The 20,134-nt window shown below is 38.3% G+C and carries 16 protein-coding genes; 2 read left to right on the top strand and 14 right to left on the bottom strand.

The window, feature by feature from the left end; translation table 11 throughout:
* Positions 1–14: 14 nt before the first annotated feature.
* From BMY66_RS13085 to BMY66_RS13070, 4 genes are read right to left on the bottom strand one after another with little or no spacing between them, the layout of a single operon-like run.
* A complete protein-coding gene (locus BMY66_RS13085) occupies positions 15–1,499 on the bottom strand; it encodes a family 1 glycosylhydrolase (protein ID WP_090395444.1) in 1,485 nt (494 codons plus the stop codon).
* A 57-nt stretch (positions 1,500–1,556) separates the two neighbouring features.
* Positions 1,557–2,876 (bottom strand): PTS sugar transporter subunit IIC, encoded by a 1,320-nt coding sequence (locus tag BMY66_RS13080; protein WP_090395443.1) that lies wholly within the window; start codon positions 2,874–2,876, stop codon positions 1,557–1,559.
* Between the two features lie 38 nt (positions 2,877–2,914).
* Complete coding sequence (locus tag BMY66_RS13075) at positions 2,915–3,211, bottom strand: PTS sugar transporter subunit IIB (RefSeq protein WP_090395442.1); 297 nt, start codon at positions 3,209–3,211, stop codon at positions 2,915–2,917.
* A gap of 34 nt (positions 3,212–3,245) precedes the next feature.
* Positions 3,246–3,578, bottom strand: coding sequence for a PTS lactose/cellobiose transporter subunit IIA (locus tag BMY66_RS13070; protein ID WP_090395441.1), 333 nt, complete (start codon positions 3,576–3,578; stop codon positions 3,246–3,248).
* 317 nt (positions 3,579–3,895) lie between these two features.
* On the opposite strand from BMY66_RS13070, the gene BMY66_RS13065 reads away from it, so the two are divergent.
* Complete coding sequence (locus BMY66_RS13065; RefSeq protein ID WP_090395440.1) at positions 3,896–4,333, top strand: DUF3284 domain-containing protein; 438 nt, start codon at positions 3,896–3,898, stop codon at positions 4,331–4,333.
* 55 nt (positions 4,334–4,388) lie between these two features.
* On the opposite strand, the gene BMY66_RS13060 is transcribed toward BMY66_RS13065, so the two are convergent.
* The 6 genes from BMY66_RS13060 to ung all read right to left on the bottom strand — a co-directional run bounded on the left by BMY66_RS13060 (position 4,389) and on the right by ung (position 14,244).
* On the bottom strand, positions 4,389–7,004 hold the full coding sequence (locus tag BMY66_RS13060; RefSeq protein WP_090395439.1) for a PRD domain-containing protein: 2,616 nt from the start codon (positions 7,002–7,004) through the stop codon (positions 4,389–4,391).
* 7 nt (positions 7,005–7,011) lie between these two features.
* Positions 7,012–7,848, bottom strand: a complete 837-nt coding sequence (locus tag BMY66_RS13055; RefSeq protein WP_090395438.1) for an HAD family hydrolase — start codon at positions 7,846–7,848, stop codon at positions 7,012–7,014.
* Positions 7,849–7,999: 151 nt separating this feature from the next.
* Positions 8,000–10,069: a methyl-accepting chemotaxis protein gene (locus BMY66_RS13050; protein WP_090395437.1), complete on the bottom strand. Its 2,070-nt coding sequence runs from the start codon at positions 10,067–10,069 to the stop codon at positions 8,000–8,002.
* A gap of 126 nt (positions 10,070–10,195) precedes the next feature.
* The gene (locus tag BMY66_RS13045) at positions 10,196–10,966 is read right to left on the bottom strand and encodes a response regulator (RefSeq protein ID WP_074792295.1); all 771 of its coding nucleotides are present in this window, start codon (positions 10,964–10,966) and stop codon (positions 10,196–10,198) included.
* 16 nt (positions 10,967–10,982) lie between these two features.
* The gene (locus BMY66_RS13040) at positions 10,983–13,427 is read right to left on the bottom strand and encodes an ATP-binding protein (protein WP_090395436.1); all 2,445 of its coding nucleotides are present in this window, start codon (positions 13,425–13,427) and stop codon (positions 10,983–10,985) included.
* Between the two features lie 142 nt (positions 13,428–13,569).
* Positions 13,570–14,244: a uracil-DNA glycosylase gene (gene ung / locus BMY66_RS13035; protein ID WP_044936293.1), complete on the bottom strand. Its 675-nt coding sequence runs from the start codon at positions 14,242–14,244 to the stop codon at positions 13,570–13,572.
* 169 nt (positions 14,245–14,413) lie between these two features.
* On the opposite strand from ung, the gene BMY66_RS13030 reads away from it, so the two are divergent.
* On the top strand, positions 14,414–16,183 hold the full coding sequence (locus BMY66_RS13030) for a sensor domain-containing diguanylate cyclase (RefSeq protein WP_090395435.1): 1,770 nt from the start codon (positions 14,414–14,416) through the stop codon (positions 16,181–16,183).
* 2 nt (positions 16,184–16,185) lie between these two features.
* Here the strand turns inward: BMY66_RS13030 and BMY66_RS13025 are convergent, their stop codons facing one another.
* From BMY66_RS13025 to nadA, 4 genes are read right to left on the bottom strand one after another with little or no spacing between them, the layout of a single operon-like run.
* Positions 16,186–16,713: a transcription repressor NadR gene (locus BMY66_RS13025; protein ID WP_090395434.1), complete on the bottom strand. Its 528-nt coding sequence runs from the start codon at positions 16,711–16,713 to the stop codon at positions 16,186–16,188.
* Positions 16,714–16,733: 20 nt separating this feature from the next.
* Positions 16,734–17,585, bottom strand: coding sequence for a carboxylating nicotinate-nucleotide diphosphorylase (gene nadC, locus BMY66_RS13020; protein WP_074792302.1), 852 nt, complete (start codon positions 17,583–17,585; stop codon positions 16,734–16,736).
* Positions 17,586–18,893, bottom strand: coding sequence for an L-aspartate oxidase (locus BMY66_RS13015; protein WP_090395433.1), 1,308 nt, complete (start codon positions 18,891–18,893; stop codon positions 17,586–17,588).
* Between the two features lie 22 nt (positions 18,894–18,915).
* Entirely contained in the window at positions 18,916–19,824 is a 909-nt protein-coding gene (gene nadA, locus BMY66_RS13010) for a quinolinate synthase NadA (RefSeq protein ID WP_090395432.1), read from the bottom strand.
* Positions 19,825–20,134: the final 310 nt, after the last annotated feature.

Here is a 20,134-nt window from a genome sequence, read left to right as displayed (position 1 = left end):
TTTCTCTTTCCCCTTTAATCTAAATCTTCGCCATCTGAGGCAATTACTTTTTTGTACCACTCAAAGCTGTCCTTCTTAGAACGCTCTAGTGTACCATTTCCTTCATCATCCATATCTACATACACGAAGCCATAGCGTTTTTTCATCTCGCCTGTACCTGCAGATACTAAATCAATGCATCCCCACATTGTGTAGCCCATCAAATCTACACCATCTAAATTGATTGCATCTGACATAGATTTAATGTTCTTTCTCAAGTAATCAATACGATAATCATCGTGAACACTTCCATCGGCTTCCTTAACATCACTCCAGCCTATACCATTTTCTACAATCCAAATTGGTTTGCGATAGCGATAATAAAGTGTATTGCATGCAAGTCTTAAACAAGCTGGATCAGTTGCCCATCCCCATGCATTTGTCTCCATGTATGGATTTTTAACTCCCATAAAGAAGTTGCCGCCTGAGCCTTCCACATCTTTATGAGTTGTGAGTGTGTGCCCACCATAGCATGAGAAGCTAAGGAAATCTGATGAATAGTTTTTGATTAACTCATAATCCTCTGGAGTATCATCTAATACTATTCCTTTTCTTTCATATTCCTTCAGTCTATACTCTGGATAAAATCCTCCAGTCTGTACATCAGAATAGAATAATGTGTGCTGTGACATTTCAAGCTGAAGAATCTGATCAGCTGGATCACATGTGTATGGATAAAGTGGTGCATATGCAAGCATCTGTCCCACCTTAATTTCTGGATCAATTTCATGAGCTGCTTTTACTGCAAGAGCACTGGCAACAAATTGATTGTGTGCACCCTGGGCTTTTGCCTGGTCAGAATTATCCATCATTCCGCCGCCCATGTATGGAGCCATGTCCATAATATTAATTTCATTAAATGTAAGGTAATATTTAACCTTTCCTTTATATCTTTCAAATACTGTTCTTGCGTATTTTTCAAAAAAGCCTATAAGCTTTCTATTTTTCCAGCCCCCGTAGTTGATAAGAAGCTGAAGTGGGGTTTCGTAATGTGAAAGTGTAACTAGTGGCTCGATACCATATTTTTTACACTCGTCGAAAACCTCATCATAAAACTTGAGACCTTCTTCATTTGCCTGGTCATCATCTCCATTTGGAAAGATTCGAGCCCAGTTCATAGAAAGACGAAATGTTTTAAACCCCATCTCCCCCATATATGCAATATCTTCCTTAAAATGATGGTAGAAATCTGTCGCAACGTGACTCGGATAATATGTGTTTTCTAGTACTGCTGGAACAGCTCCCTCTGGAAATGTCATATCACTTCCAAAACCCATTCCTGTGTAACCTGTCTCACCTGTCTTTTCATTTTTCCATGTAATTCTACGTGGAACAGTGTGACTTCCGGCTGTCATAACATCAGATGTATTAAGGCCCTTGCCCCCCTCAAGGTAGCCTCCTTCATACTGATTGGCTGCTGTAGCGCCTCCCCATAAAAAACCTTTTGGAAATTTACTCATGTCTCCTCCTAAAAAGAGAACTGCCATTGATATTTATTCAACGGCAGTTCAATAGCTTTACTGATTTTCTGCTGCCTTAGCTTCTGCTTCCTTAGCTGCAAGCTGGTTGTCATATACCTTGAAGAATGGATACCAAACAAGGCCAGCTGGGATAATCATAAGATAATCCCAAAGAGCATTCTGCCAACGGAATGTTCCAAGGAACTGTGCAAAGCCCATAGGCATCAATGCACCGATGTATACATGTGCTGGTCTTAAGAATCCAAACTTGTATGCAAAGTATGTAAGTACCATGATTACTAAGCAGTTTAAGATGTATGGAATGCAAAGGATTGGATTGTACATTACTGGCATACCGAATGTTACAGGCTCGTTGATACCGAACCATCCAGGAACAACACCAACCTTTGATACGGCACGAATCTGCTCTGACTTTGCTTTAAGTCCGAACAAGCAAAGTGGAAGAGTGTTACCAGTACCACCACAAATTGCGATGCAAGCAAAGAGTGCAACTGGATAGAATGTAAGAGCTGCTTGTGCCTCTGCTACTGTTCCGCCTGCTGCAATTACTGCCTCATAAGCAGCTGCATTCTCAGATGTTGCCATAATGATTGGAGCCATAAGAACTGAAATCATAAGCATTGTTCCGTGAATACCGAAGCACCACATAAAGCAAGCAAATGCGCAAAGTACAAAGATACCAGCTGTTGATGTAAGTGCTGCAAGAGGAGCTGAAAGAACAGCCATAAATCCTGATGCAAGGTTGTATGCTCCGCCTGTTGCAGAGATAACAATTGCTGAAATGCCAAGCCAAATTGTTGCGTTGAAGAATGATGGGATGATTGCTGCCATAGCGTTTACAAGTGATGGTGGGCAAACATCTGGCATCTTGATCTGTACGTGATTCTTCTGGCAGAAGTAATCAACATTTACACAGCAGAATGCAACTACAAATCCAAGGAACATTCCCTGTGAACCAAGATATGTAACTGAAAGATTTGCAATTGAAGAGCCCTGTGTAAGATCAAAGCAAGCTACCATTGCAAATACTGCTGATGCTTCAATTGTTGAAAGAAGTGGAGATTTAACACCTCTTGTTTTTGCATAATTGAATGCGATCATACCTGTAATCCAAAGAGCTACCAAACCCATTGTAAAATTATATGGCTGATAGAGTATTGTGTAGATTGTTGAATCCGATGATACCCCAAGCATCGACAATACTGCACATATAATCTGAAATACCGAACCAGTCATGATGAGTGACATTGAACCCATCATTGCTGCCTGTAAAGAGCTGAGGAATCTGTTCTGTCCCAATTTCTGCCCAAATTCCTGCAAGGCAATCATGCCCTTTGAGTTAAAAATACCTTCCATAAAATTTTTCTCCTTCTAGATATGTAAATAGTTTTATATTAAGAAGCCAGCATACCCTTTACTTGCTTCATAATATTTGGACAGTTAGCAACTGCATAATCAAGTGAGTTTACAACGTCTGCTGGAAGACCTGTATCTTTCTTGATATCCTCTAACTTATATCTAACCTGTGGTCCTACAAGAACGCATTCATAATCCTGGAATACATCCTTATATTCAGCCAAACCAACAGCGTCGATTGTAAGTTCCTCGCCCTGCTGCTCCCAATACTCTTTCATCTTCTTCATAAGAAGACCTGTTGACATTCCACCTGCACATACTAATAAGATTTTCATAGTTTTACCTCTCCTTTTCTTAAACCCTTAAGTTTTATTTTTCGTCCAGTCTTTTATAGAGCTGGATTATTTCCCTGATTAACTCTTCTGCTAACATGCTTGTCATGAAATGATCCTGAGCATGTACTAAAAGCACATCCATTTCAGGAGCATTGCCATTTGCCTGAGCTGTAAGTAAATCCATCTGACTCTGGTGTGCCCCAACACCAGCTTCCTTACATTTCTCTAACAGCTTATCAGCTTCCTCGTAATTCCCCTTCTTTGCTTCCTCAAGTGCTGCGAAAGCATACGAACGAGCATCACCTGCACTGGCAATTATTCCCATAGCAATCATCTCGCCATCGATAGGCTCTTGAACCTCTGCCATAGCTAATACCTCCTTGCTAGTTGTTATGTGACTACTTTACATTCTTTGTGCAATAGTGTCAATACGTCAATATTTTCGTTATATATTTTTAGTACATACTGCACAATCTTTCTTTTCTTAGTGTATAAATTCACATTTTAGACACAGTTTAATTTTCATACACTAGCCTCATCATACAGTTTGTGTATAGTTTTTTTGCCTTATTTTATTTGTGTATAAATTCTTCTGTACTTATTCCGTTTTTGTATAAATTCTGTCTAAAAAATCCGGATTTTAGTGACCTTGTTTGTATAAAATTACTGTGCTAATATGCCCCTATGAAGATATCAAGAACACTTACTATTACAACAGATGAGTTCTTTGACTACCTGGAAAACCAGCTACTGAAAATCGCTAACGATAATTTGGATGAGGAGCAGGAGGCCTATACCAATTCAGATATTCAGGAAGGTTTTTGCATTATTCAAAATCGTGATACCGATATCAATAAGGTCGAATTACTTATCAACAAGTACAAAAAAGGGGAATTTTACGAAGCGACTGCTTCTTCATTGACTGATTCATATAGGATGAGTTATCTGATTACTCCGAAAGACGATAATATCCTTGTAGATTACGAGCAAGTTAATTTAAACAATTTCCAAGCCGAAAGCAAAGGGTTCTTTGCCAAGCTCGGTGAAGCCTTATATCTCTCTCGCATGTCTAACTCTCTTTACGACGTTGAAAGAGCCGTATTGAAAGCTAGAGCAAACTAATTTTTCGCACTGAAAAAGAGTGGAAACCAATTACCGGTTCCACTCTTTTTTAGGTTTATCTTTCTTTTTTGAGAATGCGCATTAAGGTCGCCACCTCTTCATCGCTAATTATCACATGGAAGTTCTTTTCCAGCGCTTTTAGATAATTAGATATTACCTTATAGTCCGTAGGGTTATCTGCAAAATACTTTGAATTGTTTATTCCCTTGATTTTATAGTTTGGTGAGCTAAGAACATCCAGCATATAGACAATGTGAGCACACAATCCTACTCGCTCATCAGCATCCAAATCATAAGCCACAGCCAGCTTTTCAACTGTATCCGGTACGTATTTACGAAGCTTTTCAGCAGTAAGATATTTTGCTTCTCTGCCATAATTATCGATTACTTTTTCATAGCCCATATATTTTCTTTGAACTGTTTCAAACATCAACACATGGTCCAAATCTTCCTTGCTGCACTCAAACACATCTGCAATAGAAATAAATGGAATACCAAAAATCTCAGGATCAAATGTACCTACAAAGGCATGTATTCTGTAGCTTTTCTTGATTTCGATAACCTCTTTTATAAGCTTATCTTTATTTCCCATTGAAAGGGCAAATATCGGCATTTCAAGCTTTGAATATCTGCTGATGTAATTCTTTAGCTGCTCAGCCCCACCTTCAGATGTATGACATAAGGTTACAATTGCCATTGGACGTTTATATTCGTAGTACATATGATTCATGGATTTTCTGATTCCATGATATGCCTTATCAATATCATTTTCTTTTTTGCAATTTCGTGAGGCCACCACTCCGATGGTTGTAATCGGTATATTCATACCACGTATTTTTATATTACAACGCTCTGCTATGCTATCTAACATTACCTCCATGGAAGACGAGTCGTATATTACAACCACTCCACCACCTTGATTCACTTCTTTAATCCTCTGTTCCAAAGCTAGGTTAGTTGCAGAGGAATCTTCATTGACATCAAGTTCCAAGGCATATGCATTGTTTTCCTTTGTGGTTGTGTTGGCAACCTCCGCCAAACCAGAAGCCACCCCTTTTCCGTGCATAGCATAAAGCAATACCGGACTATCATCAGATTCCTTGGTATCTATCAGATACATTGTAAGGATAGCCACTTCCTCTATTGAAAACTTTAAGAAGAATCGCTCATACAAAACATGAGTAAAATCCAACATAGTGGCATATTCTTTAGGATAATGAGTGATAATTGCTCTAACCTGATCATCATCAATTCTCTTTGGACTGATTTTATCCTTTTTCAGAATGCTATTAATATGCAAGCAAAGACCGCAAAACATGCTATCAGACAGCTCTTTTCCATAGTCATGCTTGTATCTTTCAGCAAATAGACTGACATAGTTTATTACATTTGTATCAACAATCTGAGCCAGCTGGCCTATATTTATGTTTGAGCCTGAAATCAGATTTTTAGGCATATCAAAGCAAATATTATCCAGATATGAGCCAATAACCTTTTTGATTGCATCAGCTGATATTCCCTTGTCTATCATTCCCTGATACTGATTCTTTAACTGACCGTAAACTTCGGTGGCCTCTATTTCACCTTCATCGCTAGACTTATCTCCAAAAGAAAAATAGTTTGCAGTACCAATAATACTGTCTATCTGTGCACCAATAGCTCCAATTGGTCTGAAATTGGCCTGGACTTCTTCTGGTAAATCCTGTCCTGTTACATACATAGTCTTTCCTTCTTCATCCAAAAGCTTTATGTATGCATTAGCACAGGCACCTTTTATTCCATTTACCATCGTTTTTATTCCATGAGGGTATTCCACATTCATCAATATCCTCACGGCATCCACGTCTACCTTAATCTGGCATCCTGAGTTTTCAGCTTCCTTTTCAAAAAAGTTTTTAATAAGCTTAAAAATCTCCTTCATTGGTCTGTCATTAAGCCGTGGTAATGGTATAGAAACAGTATTTCTCCAGTCAACCTGCTCATCATCCCAGGATGTCATGGTGAATACAAATACAAGATTCTTTATATATTCCGTTCTTTTATCAACCGCACTGTCGATTCTTCCTGTTTCAAGGAAGCCTGATATTCGGCTATATTGTTCCGGTTCTAAAAGCTCAATATGGTCAATAAACAGCACTCCACCCATTGCTTGATAGAATGCTGATTTTTCTATTCCACTTTCATCTCCAAAAATCACATCATTTAATGCACTACGATTCTTTTTGAAATGTCTACAATTAACATAAATAAATGGACTGTTCTTGCCAAACTTTCCCATCATCAAACCGTAGTAATAAATATCATTGCAGAATGCAGTTGAGCCACTGCCTGCATCAGTAACCACCTGAATATTCAATGAGTCGGCTGGATACATCAAAGCTTTTTTTACATCGTCAACTGCCTTTTTCAAGCTGCCATCAAATCCAACCAATTCCTCGAAAGGCTTTTTCTCAATGGATTCTTGTGTGCGTGATGCCACCTTGTATAAAACTGGCCTTGTTTTTGACTTTATTAGCAATCCTTCTGATGTAAGCTCATTTAAAAGTGTGCTTACATTTGTTCTTTGCATATTTAAAGCTTCTGCAACCTCATCAGTTTTCCAATTATTCTTCCCTGTAGCTATGGTTTCTTTCCAAAGATATTCATAGACAATGTCGCGATTTTTCTTCATACCCCACCTAGATTAATTTTAATTCCTTCATCCCATTATATATTCCGTCTTCAGTGATATTAGTTGTGACGAAATCCGCTATCGCCTTTAAATCATCTGAAGCATTTCCCATGGCAACCCCAATGCCAGCATATTCAATCATTTCAAAATCGTTTGGTCCATCGCCAAAAGCAACTGTGTCTTCTCTTGTGATACCTAAGTATTCAACAAGCTTTTCCATTCCCACAGCCTTTGTGATTCCACCAACTGCTATTTCACCAGAGGACTCGTTTTCATTTTTAAAGCTCATGGCAGTAATGTAGTAATCTTCCCCAAGCATCTCTTTTATCTGCCCAAGCGACAATCCAGCTTTGTAATAGCATATTTTCTCAGCATTTTCATACTTTCCTGCGTTATTTATTAAATTGTCATCAACATATTCATGCTCAAAAATTTTGGAAATATTCTCTGGAACTCTGTCCTTGAGACGTTCCTTGAAATTCTCATGCATCGCCTCAAAGCACTCAGATGTACCAACCACCTTGTCGGTGCATTGAAGCATGTAAATCATTTCTTGAGATTTCATAAAATCAAGAAGTTTAGATAGCTGTGCCTCCGTCATATGGTTTGCAAAAATTTCTTTTCCACCGTATGTAACATTCGCTCCAGCTGCAGATACGAATCCGTCGAATCCGAATTCTAATAGTCTTTCTTCAATTTGGCAGATGCTTCTGCCAGTACATAAAATAATCTTGTGGCCATTTGCCTTAGCCAATCTTAAAGCTTCTTTGGCGGATTCTGGAAATTCCCCGCCAAAATTGATGAGTGTACCATCAATATCAAAAAATATAACTTTCTTACTCATAATATCTAGACCTCGTCGTAATTAATTCGATTATTCCATAATTAAAATTATCTGTCTAGACTATTATTTTCTAAAATATGCATAAAAAAGTGAGGTCACCTATGATTACATAAATGGCCCCACCCCTTATCAAAATTTTGTATTATTCGGATTATTCCGCAGTCTCTGTATCTAATCTGAACTGGCTTACAACTCTTGTTAAATCCTGCGCAATGCCATTTTGCTTATCTGACATTCCGTTAATCTCAGTTACTGTCTCAGATAGTTCAGAAACAGAATCCATTACTTCGCCACTGTTTGCAGCTGTATTCTGAGTAGCCTCTGCAATATTTTGAATTGCAGATTTTACTTCGTTCATAATCTCCTGAATTGACTCTGTCATGTTCGACAGCTTCTCAGATGTTTCTTTAATTGATTCTGCATCCTGTCCATATCTTTCAGCAACACCTACAAAGTTTTTATAATCTGGTGTTACTGTATTTGAAACATAGTCAAGAAGGGATTTAGCGTTAGTAGCAAGGCCTTCAAAGGCATCCTGTATACCAGAAATAGTTTCCTGAATCTTTTCTACAGAATCTGTTGTCTGACCTGCAAGCTTTCCAATTTCAGTTGCAACAACTGCGAAGCCTTTTCCTTGCTCGCCTGCACGTGCTGCCTCGATTGATGCATTAAGAGAAAGCAATGTAATCTGATCTGCAATGTCTGCAATTACACTTGCCATCTCACCAATGTTTTCAACAACCTTAGACTGTGCAATACTGTCCTCCAGCTTAGTCTCGAAGCTAGACTGCAAGGTTTGAGATTTATCGAAGGCCTCCTGGCTGTTCTTACCGATTTCTGTAGCTCTCTTCTGAATATCAATAGCAAGATCCAAGCTACCTTTAGTCTCATCATTTAAGCTGTCTGTAGACATTGCAACCTGCTCAACAGATGCTGAAAGCTGCTGTGTTGCAGCTGAGGAATTCATCATATCCTCGTTTACAGCTGTCATAATATCTACTATCTTATCGAACTCAATCTTCAGCTCATTTGCAGAAGATTTAAGATTATTACTTGCCTCGTTAATATCCACTGAATAGTCTGAAATGCTTTGAATAACACCCTTGTTATTTCCGTACATATCATTCAATGACGTTGACATTACAGCAAGCTCATCCTTACCTTTTACAGAAAGCTTCTCAATTGTAAAATCGCCTTCCGCAAGCTCTGTAGCAAAGTTTTGAACCTTTCTGATTGTCTTTGCTACACCGCCGATACCGATAACAATAATTACTATTGCTACTACCAATGCCACAACGCATACGATTACTAAACGATTGATTAACAGGTATATTGGCTGTTTTAATTCATATGAATCAATGGAAACCATAAGCTTCCATCCTGTCAAATCAATAGTATCAAAGTATACTTTGTAATCAGTCTTTCCTGAAGTATATCCAGATGTTCCTTCATCTTCAGCAAGCACTGTACTCATCATGGAAACAACAGATGCATTTTCATCTTCTGTTAAATATGCTCCTGTTTGAACTTTTTCGTCGTCATATCCTGCAATAAGAAGACCATCTGCAGCTGTAAGGATACCTACACCTGTTTTTCCTACAGTTACATTACTGATAATTTCAGTGATTGCAGATAGTTCAATATCTACTGTAACGCAACCAATCTTTGTTCCATTTACAACAATTGGGGTAGAACATGAGGACATTACTGTTCCAGATGTTGGATCATAATATGGATCTGTTATTACAGGGCCATCGCTTGCCATTGCATTTGTATAGTATTCCTGAGCGAAATAATCATATGCGGAATTGCTATATTCCCATGTAGTAACCGATTTGTCACCATCCTTATATACATATGGACCATAGTATTGCTGTTCTGGGTCGTAGGCATATGGTTCGAACCACAATCCGGATCCTAACACGATATCGTTTGTTGCAATCATATCCTGAAGCATCTTCTCATATGCATCCCATGTTGTGAATGTATATGATGAAGCAACACTGATAGCGATTGAATCTGCCAGAGTTTCAACATCCTGTAAATATCCACTTACCTCAGAAATATTTGCACGTAGCTCTGCACTCATAGACTCTTGTGTTTTTGTATCTACAAGAGCATCACTTGATGTTGCCGACATAATAGTCAATACTATCTGAGCAATAACAAGTATTGGTAGAATCATTACCAGCATCTTGGTTCCGATTTTCTTAAAACTCATATTATCCCCTCCGTATTATCTGATAATTGTCTATATTTTAGTCCATAATTGTGTATAAATGTTGAAAATTCAACGTCATCAGGTGAACATTTTGTGCATAAAAAAGCGCCCCAAAGGGCGCTTGCTTTAAGATTCTGCTTGCTTTAAGAAAATATTCTCTATAGCATTTATAATCTTTGTTTGCATTGGAGGCTTCACAAAGTAGCCTGCTGGTTTCAAATCCAGTACTGCATCTACATGCTCCTTATCTGCAATTCCTGTAAGGAAAATTACTGGAACATTTTTGTAATCATCCTCTGCTCTAATCATTTCAAGAGTCTGCTTACCATCTACAACTGGCATTTCATAGTCAAGAATGATTAAGTCCGGTCTATCCTGTCCCATAGCTTTCATACACTGAGCCGCAGATGTTGCAAGAGTAACTCGATACTTATCCTGAAGCATATTTCTCATATTTCTAAGAAGTACTGGGTTGTCATCTACAACAATGATGTGACGCTTCTCAGTTTCTACTACAGCATTCAAAATAGCATCTGCATTCATGCTAAAAGCCTTGCAGATTTCTTTTATAATCTCTTCACGGCCTGGCTGCGGAATATGCTTGCACTGTCCTGAATAATAGTATGAAATAAACATTTGTTTCTTAAGCTCTCGCCCAAATGTTATGACAGGAAGCTGTTCATTGTATTCTCGAATCGCTTCAAAAATATCTTCCTGATGCATCTCGAAGTCATCAATGTCCATCAAAACTAAATCAGGAGCGTACAACTTCAACATGCTCTTAACTATTTTTGCACTACTAGTACATAACTGTGTATGAAAATGTTGTGCAAGGAATGAATTTACATCTGATGGAGATTCGTTACTGAAATCTCCCACTATAAGTATTTTACGCATTTTGTATTCTCCTTAACTAGCTTTGTAGCTCTTCAATATCTGCAAGTGCCTCATCTTCTTCTAGATTCATAATACGAAGATTTAATTGCTCTAGTTTAACTTGTTTATCATCGTCATAAGAATATGACATAATCTGTTTCATAATATTGTCGGCCTGCTCTGAGTCATGTGTCATAATTGACATCTTCAACATTTCAAGCAAAGCAAACAGTTCATCAATATCCTCCAGCTTAGGCTTTTCAACATCCGATGAAAGCACCTTCAGCCTTTCATGCATTATTTCCAACTCTTCAATAAGAATTGGTGTAATAGCTTTAATTCTATCGATATTATTGTCCTTAGCTGCAAACTCACAAGTCTTTGCAAGTCCGCCTAAGGCTGTAGCGCCAATTGTATTGGCCATGCTTTTAACTGCGTGAACTTTTATACGATAATCTTCAAGAGTGTTTCCACTGTCTATATCTTTATAATACCGAAGTATCTCATCCCTTTCAAACATTATCGAATCATAAAAATCCACCGCCGTCTGAAATACCATGTTTGTATCAGGGAAATGCAACAATGCATAATCCCAATCAATTCCTTCAATATCAGGAAGCTCAATTTTCTTAACACGATTCCTTCTTGCTTCATCTTTTGCATCAGGCTCATGATACTCCAGCAACGACTCTGGAAGAAAATCACGGATTGTTTTTTCAAGCTGTGCAGGCACCACCGGCTTTGAAAGGAAGCCATGGAAACCAAGTGTTAAATATCTTTCTTTTGCTCCTGCAATAGCATTTGCAGTAAGTGCTATTACTGGTGTGCCTAAGCACTTGTTGCCTTCAAGTTTCGCCATAGATTTGAAGGTTTCGACGCCATCCATACCAGGCATCATATGATCCAGGAAAATCATATCAAAATGCTGATTCTTGATAAGCTGCAAACAATCATATCCATTTTCAGCTTCAACAACTTTTACCTTGGAATCTCTAAGCAATGCAACGAACACCTTACGGTTCATAGCATTATCATCTACAACTAGGAAAGTAGCATTTGGTGCTTCAAAACTTGTGCTGTACTCATAATTTGAAGTAAGCTGCTTTAACTTCTGCTCAAAATCACCAATTGGCTCAGGATTTACTACCTCTTGGCTAATGGTAAATGAGAAAGTAGAGCCCTCGCCGTAGGTACTATCTACATTTAATGTGCTGCCCATCATCTTAAGAAGATTTTGAGTAATGGTCATTCCAAGGCCAGCACCTTCGATATTTCTATTTCTATTTACTTCCAATCGCTCAAAGGATTCAAACATCCTTTTGATATCCTCTGGCTTTATTCCTATACCTGTATCTTTTACAGAAAAGGTAAGCTCAACATATTCGCCAAAGCTCTTTTTACAGGTGGTGGTTATTTCAATGTAGCCTTCCTGGGTATACTTTACTGCATTTGTGATGATGTTTGTAAGAACCTGTTTGATTCGAATGTCATCACCTAACATATTGCAAGGAATATTGCTTGCAATGTTAAGCTTTAATTCCAGATTCTTTTCCTTTGCCCTTAGCACGATATTATTTAAAACATCATGCATAAGGCTCATGAAATCATATTCACCTTTAACGATGCCCATCTTACCTGACTCGATTTTGGTGATATCCAAAATATCATTTATTAATGAAAGCAGGTTTTGTGAAGCCGTCTTGATATCCAAAGCATATTCTTCAACAACCTTTTCTGAGGTTTCTCTCAAAATCATCTCGTCCATACCCATGATGGTATTGATTGGAGTTCTGATTTCATGAGACATATTTGCAAGGAAATTACTCTTTGCTTCTGTTGCTGTCTGAGCCTGTTTTTCAGCCTTCTTAGCCTGCAAGGTTTTTTCTAGCAAATCATCGTTATTGATAGCAGCTTGTCTATATAATTTTTCATAAATAGATCTCTGGAATTTAATAATTGAGCCGATTGCGAAGGCACTAATCATCATGGATTGTACCACGTCAAAAAATACGCTTCGCTTTGTCTGTAAGCTCACTACATATTCTGGATGATAATAAGAAATGACGTAGCAACCAATAATGATTGCCACATCAGTTAATAACATAAATAAGAAATCCATGCCGTCTAAAAGCATGAATATAAAAATAAGTCCCATGGAGAACCAGCAAACCATACCGCTGTTGATTCCTCCGGTAACAAAGAACATAACTGGAAACAGAGCTATTCCCACCACAAAACATACTGCGATAGTGCTGTTTTTCAGCCTATTCATATAGTTGGCCATATATATGCAGACTACATCTATTATCACAGAAACGAAAATAACTGCAGTCAAAATTCCTGACATACCGTTAATAATGTTGAATGGAATAGTGATAATTCCACCAATCAATCCAACAATAGTAATGATATTGAATAACACCAAATCTATAGGTAGGTCTGGACTAAAATACTTTTTCTGAAATGCCCTTAGTTTGTTCAAAACAACGTCCCCATTATCCCTTACAAAGTGTGTATTTTCACCGAAAATACCCTAAGATAAATATAAAGGAATAAATAAAATTGTACAATACCGGGGCCAAGAATAATTCGTGAAAAAACTGTGAAAACATCACATCTATCAACTATATATTCTCAATTTGCCAATCAATGGTGCTTAATCCCTTAGATTTCAAAAATTCATTAGTTTGTGAAAAGTGCTTGCATCCAAAGAATCCTCTGTATGCAGAAAGAGGTGATGGGTGTGGCGCTTTAAGTATTAAATGGTTTGGATTATTAAGCTTTGCACACTTTTTTGCAGCTGGTGAGCCCCATAGTAAAAATACTATTGGACGGTCCTGCTGATTTAAAATGTCGATAACCGCATCGGTGAATTTTTCCCAACCGATACCTGCATGGCTTGCAGCCTGATGTGCACGAACTGTAAGTACATTGTTAAGCATAAGAACACCCTGACGTGCCCATTTTTCCAAATATCCATTGTTTGGAATATAACATCCCAAATCATCGTTCAACTCTTTATATATATTCACAAGTGAAGGTGGAGTTTTTACTCCAGGCTTTACCGAAAAGCAAAGGCCATGGGCTTGACCAGGCTCGTGATATGGATCCTGACCAATAATAACTACCTTTACTTCTGATAATGGTGTGAAATCGAAAGCGTTAAAAATATCATCTGCCGGTGGATACACAGGATGCTCGTGATATTCCTTCTTCACTGTTTCATATAAGTCTTTATAATATGGCTTTTTAAACTCTGGTGTGAGAGGCTCAAGCCAATCATTAGTAATTGCTGACATTATTCTTCCCTTCTATAAGTCATATATTTCTTGCCTTTTATTATATCTTATCCTTGTTTTCATTAAAACCGTTCTGACTATCAAATTAATAGGTTAGTCTTAAAATAATCACAACATCATGTTAATATGCTTACAAAATATAATTTTAAACTATTAATTTGGAGGTCATATGTTTCAAAAAACCTATTATTTTCAAAGCATAGATGAACTCGATGATATATTAGGTACAATCTCAAATTCGGAAGCATACAACTCTGCTTCTGGTATTTTGATGCAATTATATAACTCAAAGACTGACGTGGATGAACAGGCTATGATTAATAAAATTACAAACCAATGTCCTAAGGCATGTCTTACTGGTATGACTGCTGCAAATATTGCTACGGAAGAATACGATATAAGCAGCTTTCCGCTACAGCTATCTGTTACATATTTTAAAGAAACACAGCTTGTTCAATTTGAATTCGATATGGAAAACACAACAGCTTTCGTGGCTGGCCGCGTTATGAGCAAAGCATTAGAAGATTTAGAGAATGTAAAATGTCTTCAAATACTTTATTACGCAAACAGTATTTCAATAAACAACTTTGTCCATGAGTTTAACCATCACCATATACCTACATTCGGAGCGAAGGCCGGAAGAAACATTCGAGTGTTAAATCCTGCTCATATATATGGCAAAGGTGTATACTCTACCGGATTTATTGTTGTTGCCTTTGTAAGTACTTCATTAAAAATATATATGGACAACAATCTCGGTTGGCAACCTATCGGTTTGGAAATGGCTATCACCAAAACATCCGGTAATAGCACTGTCGTTGAAGTGGATAAAAAACCTGCGGTTGATATATTTTCTAAATATTTGAAAGTTTCGCCCAATAACCACTTTGTTCAGAATGTTTGCGAATTTCCTCTGATAATCGAGCGAAATAATTTCAAAATTGCAAGAGTTCCTTCTGGATATTTGCAAGATGGCAGCATTTCCTTCACGTCAGATGTGCAAAAAGGAGACCATTTTAGATTATCTTATGCAAATCCTGATAATCTCTTTGCTCTCACTGCTCAATCCGTAAATGATGTACACAATTTTGAACCAGAAGCGCTTTTCATCTTTGAATGTGGCAATCGAGTTAAGTTTTTGAAGGATAAATATTTAGAAGAAATCAAACAGTACTCCCACTATTATCCTGAATTATCAGTAACTACCGGCTATGCCGAGCTATTCTATACTGATGATGGATTTGGTGGAGACTTAAATAGTGCTTTAGTAGCAGTAGGCTTAAAAGAATCTGACAATTCTACAGACTGTATAATTCCATGTAGAGAGTATATTGTGGAAGAATCTGACTCTCAGGATACAAATGTTGATCAAGAAATTCCATTTTTAGAACGTATCTTAACTTTCCTAGAAAGCACTTCAAAGGAATTGGATGTTCTAAATCGAGAGTTAGGTAAAGTAGCTTATACTGATCAGTTAACAAAAATTTATAATCGTTGGGAATTGGAAAGAAAAATAGATGAAGCTCTCGAGCTCACCAATCAAGGCTCATCTTATGGTCTTTTCTTCATTGACATCGACCACTTTAAGCATGTTAACGATACTTACGGACACGATGTTGGTGATGCAGTGCTCCTATCAGTTGTAAATATTATTAAGGAAAGCCTAAAGGAAGGCCATATATTTGGCAGATGGGGTGGTGAAGAATTTGTTTATATTATCCCAGATGTAGATGAAAAGACTGCAGTAGAATTTGCCGAATCTATACGAAAGAAAATCGATGAAATATGCTTTGTGACTGTAAAACATATAACAATTAGCTTAGGTGTCACTTTGGCAAAACCAAATGACACCCTTGCATCATTTGTAAAAAGAGCGGATGACGCAGTATATGAAGCCAAGGAAAATGGCCGAAACCAGGTCAAAATCCATTTGGATTAATATTATTGCAATATCCAATCATCAAGAGGTAACCAGAAGCCCAAATCCTTAAGCTCCTGCTCAATAATATCAAGTGTCTCCTCATTATCTGCACTAATGATGTGATAATGATATCCACTTGTAGCAGAGCTTAGGGATTTTGATTTTCCTGAAGCTATCGCCTCCATAAATTCCTTTGCCTGACGTCTTGAGCTAACATTAAGCGGTGCTTCTAAACGATTGTAAAAACGGTGGTTAATAATGATATTTTCTGCACAACCACCATTATCAACTATTGCAAAAAGCTCATCTAATATCTGATCATCATTGTGATGACTCTTTATAATTCTTTTGCATTTATTTTCAGATGCTAATACATATCCTCTGTTTGTTGAAGTAATTTCTATGCCATTAGCTCTAATTAATGCAATATCTGTGACCACAACCTGACGACTAACATCAAGTTCATTTGCCAGTGCTGTGCCCGATACAGGCTTATCCGATTTTCGAATTATCTCTATAAGTCTTTTTCTTCTTGCCTGTCCGTCCATAGTTCCTCCCTTTATGCAGATTAAACTGCATGTAAGTTTTTCATCGAAATATCAAGAATTGGAGCTGAATGAGTTAATGCTCCACTTGAAACATAATCAACTCCGCTGTCTATTATATTTTTTATGTTCTCTTTTGTCACGTTTCCAGAGCATTCTGTTTTAGCGCGGCCATTAATTATCGCAACTGCCTCTTTCATAGTTGCCACGTCCATATTATCAAGCATGATAATATCAGCACCTGCTTCCACTGCTTCCTTAACCTGCTCAAGAGTTTCTGTTTCGATTTCAATCTTTCTAACGAATGGTGCATATTCCTTAGCCATCTGAACAGCCTTTGTAATAGACCCTGCTGCTCCTATGTGATTGTCCTTTAAAAGAATGCCATCAGAAAGATTGTATCTGTGGTTTTGTCCACCGCCACACTTTACTGCATACTTCTCAAAAATACGCATGTTAGGTGTAGTCTTTCTTGTATCAAGAAGAACGGTCTTGCTGCCCTCTAAAAGCTTAACAACTTGATTCGTGTATGTTGCAATTCCACTCATACGCTGAAGGTAGTTAAGTGCCACACGCTCTCCCGAAAGAAGAACACGAATGTCTCCCTTTACCTTTGCCATAAGCTGCCCCTTTGTGACCTTATCGCCGTCCTTAACATACTTTTCCACAATTGTATCTTCATCAAGTATCTTGAATACACGCTCGTATACGTCCATTCCACAAATTACACCATCCTGCTTGCAGATAAGCTCCACCTCACCTGCCTGTGGACCTGGCATAACAGAGTTTGTAGTAACATCCTCGCTTGAAATATCCTCGCGCAATGCCATTTTGATAAGCTCGTCTGCATTGAGCTTCATTGTAATATTGTTCATTTATATAGCCTCCTTTTCGGCTCTCATGTCTGCTTCTTTTTTGATTTCACCAACCACCATTGCATGATAGTTTTCCATAATGCTTGGAAGATCCTCATAACCATCCATGTTTACAAGGTTATCAAAATCCTCCGCTGATTTATAGTCATTTCTTGCTGCAATATCCAGTGCGGCACGCTTTGCAAATACAAGGCTTTCAAGCAATGAATTGCTAGCAAGACGATTTCTTCCATGTACTCCATTACAGCTGGTTTCGCCAACTGCGTACAGCTGCTCCATTGTGGTTTTGCTGTCTTTATCTACATAAATGCCGCCCATGAAATAGTGCTGTGCAGGCACCACTGGAACCCAATCAGTAAGCGGATTATATCCAGCCTCCTTGCACTTGTTGTAGATATTTGGAAAATGATTCAATATTTCGTCCTTTGGAATTGGTGAAAAATCGAGCCATACATGCTCAGTTCCCTGCTCCTTCATCTTGTCAAAGATTGCATGACTAACCACATCTCTTGGCTGTAATTCATCTGTAAATCTTTCACCGTTCTTATCTCTGAGGACTGCTCCCTCTCCACGAACAGACTCAGAAATCAAGAAGCTTCGTCCACCCTGCTTTGTAAACAGAGTTGTAGGATGAATCTGTACATAATCACAGTTCTCCAGCTTAACATTGTGATACATAGCAAGTGCCAGAGCATCGCCAGAGATATGCCTGAAGTTTGTTGAATGAGGATAAACACCGCCTAAGCCTCCGCAGGCTAGTACTGTTACGTCCGCTTCAACTGCAGTTGTTTTACCATCCATATCTGCAACAACAATTCCATAGCATACATTCTCATGACAAACCCAATCAACCATAGTTGTATGAGCCATCAAAGTGATATTATCTCGCTCCTGCACTCTCGCCAAAAGCTTACTGGTAATCTCGCGTCCTGTTATATCTGCGTGAAACAGAATACGATTGTTGGAGTGAGCCCCCTCTTTTGTGAAGAGGAACTCACCATCCTTTTTATCAAATTCTACCCCATAGTTAACCAAATCATTGATTATACTCTGAGAGCTCTTTATCATGATTTCTACCGACTCACGGCGATTTTCATAATGCCCTGCTCTCATAGTATCCTCAAAATATGCCTCATAGTCTGCTTCATCTCTAAGCATACAAATGCCACCCTGTGCCAAAAAGCTATCACATCCATCCAAGGCATCCTTTGAGATACATAATATTTTTTTATCCTGTGGTAGGCTCAGTGCACAAAACAAACCTGCAACACCTGTACCTACGATTACTACATCATATTTCTTTTCCATGATTCATACTCTTTCCCGCAAACTACTTTGCCAACTCCAGCATTCGCTTAAGTGGAATAAGTGATTTTTCCCTCTTTTCATCACTTACTTCAACAACCCCAGTTCTATCTCTCAAACAATCCCTTACCTTCTCCAAAGTAACCTTCTTCATGTTTGGACAAATCTGAACAGAGCCTGCTGAATAAAATGTCTTCTCCGGATTATTCTTCTTGAGCTGATAAAGCACTCCAAGCTCCGTAGATATGATGAATTCTTTTTTATCAGATGCAGTAGCATAATCAATTATTCCTGAAGTGCTTCCAATATAGTCCGCATACTCCAAAACATCCAATGTACACTCAGGATGAATCAGAACCTCCGCATCCGGATGAGCCTCCTTCGCCCTCTTTACTGAATCCACAGTAACAGCCTTATGCACATGGCAATAACCATCGTTAAAGATGAAATTCTTCTCCGGAACCTTACTAGCAATATACCTTCCCAGATTCTCATCAGGAATAAAATAAATATTCTTATTAGGCAATGACTTTACGATCTTCATAGCATTTGAAGAAGTAACGCACACATCTGAATGCATCTTCAATTCCGCTGTAGAATTGATATAGCAAACAACTGCCACATCATCATACTCAGCCCTTACCTGATTAATCCTTTCCACCTCTGCCATATGCGCCATAGGGCAATCCGCTTTCTCATCAGGCATCAACACCGTCTTCTCAGGATTCAGAATCTTAGCCGATTCCCCCATAAACTTAACACCTGCAAAAACAATGGTGCTCTCCTTCAAATCCACAGCTACCTTTGCCAAATAGTAACTGTCCCCCACATAATCCGCTATCTCCTGCACATCATCATTAACATAATAATGGGCCAAAATAACAGCGTTCTTTTCCTTCTTTAACTCCTTAATCTCTTCTGCCAGAGTAGACATAACAATTCTCCTTTTACATGCCAATCTCAGTTGACAGCAAGTATACCACATGTATAGTCTACTGACAAGACACTTGTCAAAACACCGTCACGCCCTCCAGCCCTCTAACCTATCAAGGCCGCCATGCCCTCCCAGCCTCTAACGTATAAGGGCCACCCTACCCCGGCCCCCGGCACACCCGCCTGCTACCACCTGCAAGTATCATTGGAGCAGATTTTCGGATTACCTTAATGTGTAAAGTCGCCCATATGTAGGTGTACTTACGAAGCTTTTACTATTCGAAGGTAATGTATGGGTGGGACGGACAATG

The sequence above is a fragment of the Pseudobutyrivibrio sp. C4 genome (genome assembly GCF_900111635.1).
Lineage (GTDB): Bacteria > Bacillota > Clostridia > Lachnospirales > Lachnospiraceae > Pseudobutyrivibrio > Pseudobutyrivibrio ruminis.
The sequence above is the reverse complement of the archived record's forward strand: the minus strand, read 5'-3'. Positions and strand labels throughout refer to the sequence as shown.

Bases quoted from the DNA above. Each gene is read 5' to 3' on its own strand.
- BMY66_RS13070 (WP_090395441.1), bottom strand. From the start codon at position 3,578: ATGGCAGAGGTTCAAGAGCCTATCGATGGCGAGATGATTGCTATGGGA.
- BMY66_RS13065 (WP_090395440.1), top strand. From the start codon at position 3,896: ATGAAGATATCAAGAACACTTACTATTACAACAGATGAGTTCTTTGAC.
- BMY66_RS13045 (WP_074792295.1), bottom strand. From the start codon at position 10,966: ATGCGTAAAATACTTATAGTGGGAGATTTCAGTAACGAATCTCCATCA.
- BMY66_RS13055 (WP_090395438.1), bottom strand. From the start codon at position 7,848: ATGAGTAAGAAAGTTATATTTTTTGATATTGATGGTACACTCATCAAT.
- BMY66_RS13060 (WP_090395439.1), bottom strand. From the start codon at position 7,004: ATGAAGAAAAATCGCGACATTGTCTATGAATATCTTTGGAAAGAAACC.
- BMY66_RS13085 (WP_090395444.1), bottom strand. From the start codon at position 1,499: ATGAGTAAATTTCCAAAAGGTTTTTTATGGGGAGGCGCTACAGCAGCC.
- nadC (WP_074792302.1), bottom strand. From the start codon at position 17,585: ATGAACAATATTACAATGAAGCTCAATGCAGACGAGCTTATCAAAATG.
- BMY66_RS13025 (WP_090395434.1), bottom strand. From the start codon at position 16,713: ATGGACGGACAGGCAAGAAGAAAAAGACTTATAGAGATAATTCGAAAA.
- BMY66_RS13030 (WP_090395435.1), top strand. From the start codon at position 14,414: ATGTTTCAAAAAACCTATTATTTTCAAAGCATAGATGAACTCGATGAT.
- BMY66_RS13080 (WP_090395443.1), bottom strand. From the start codon at position 2,876: ATGGAAGGTATTTTTAACTCAAAGGGCATGATTGCCTTGCAGGAATTT.
- BMY66_RS13075 (WP_090395442.1), bottom strand. From the start codon at position 3,211: ATGAAAATCTTATTAGTATGTGCAGGTGGAATGTCAACAGGTCTTCTT.
- nadA (WP_090395432.1), bottom strand. From the start codon at position 19,824: ATGTCTACTCTGGCAGAAGAGATTAAGGAGTTAAAGAAGGAAAAGAAC.
- BMY66_RS13015 (WP_090395433.1), bottom strand. From the start codon at position 18,893: ATGGAAAAGAAATATGATGTAGTAATCGTAGGTACAGGTGTTGCAGGT.
- BMY66_RS13050 (WP_090395437.1), bottom strand. From the start codon at position 10,069: ATGAGTTTTAAGAAAATCGGAACCAAGATGCTGGTAATGATTCTACCA.
- ung (WP_044936293.1), bottom strand. From the start codon at position 14,244: ATGTCAGCAATTACTAATGATTGGCTTGAGCCTCTCACACCAGAGTTT.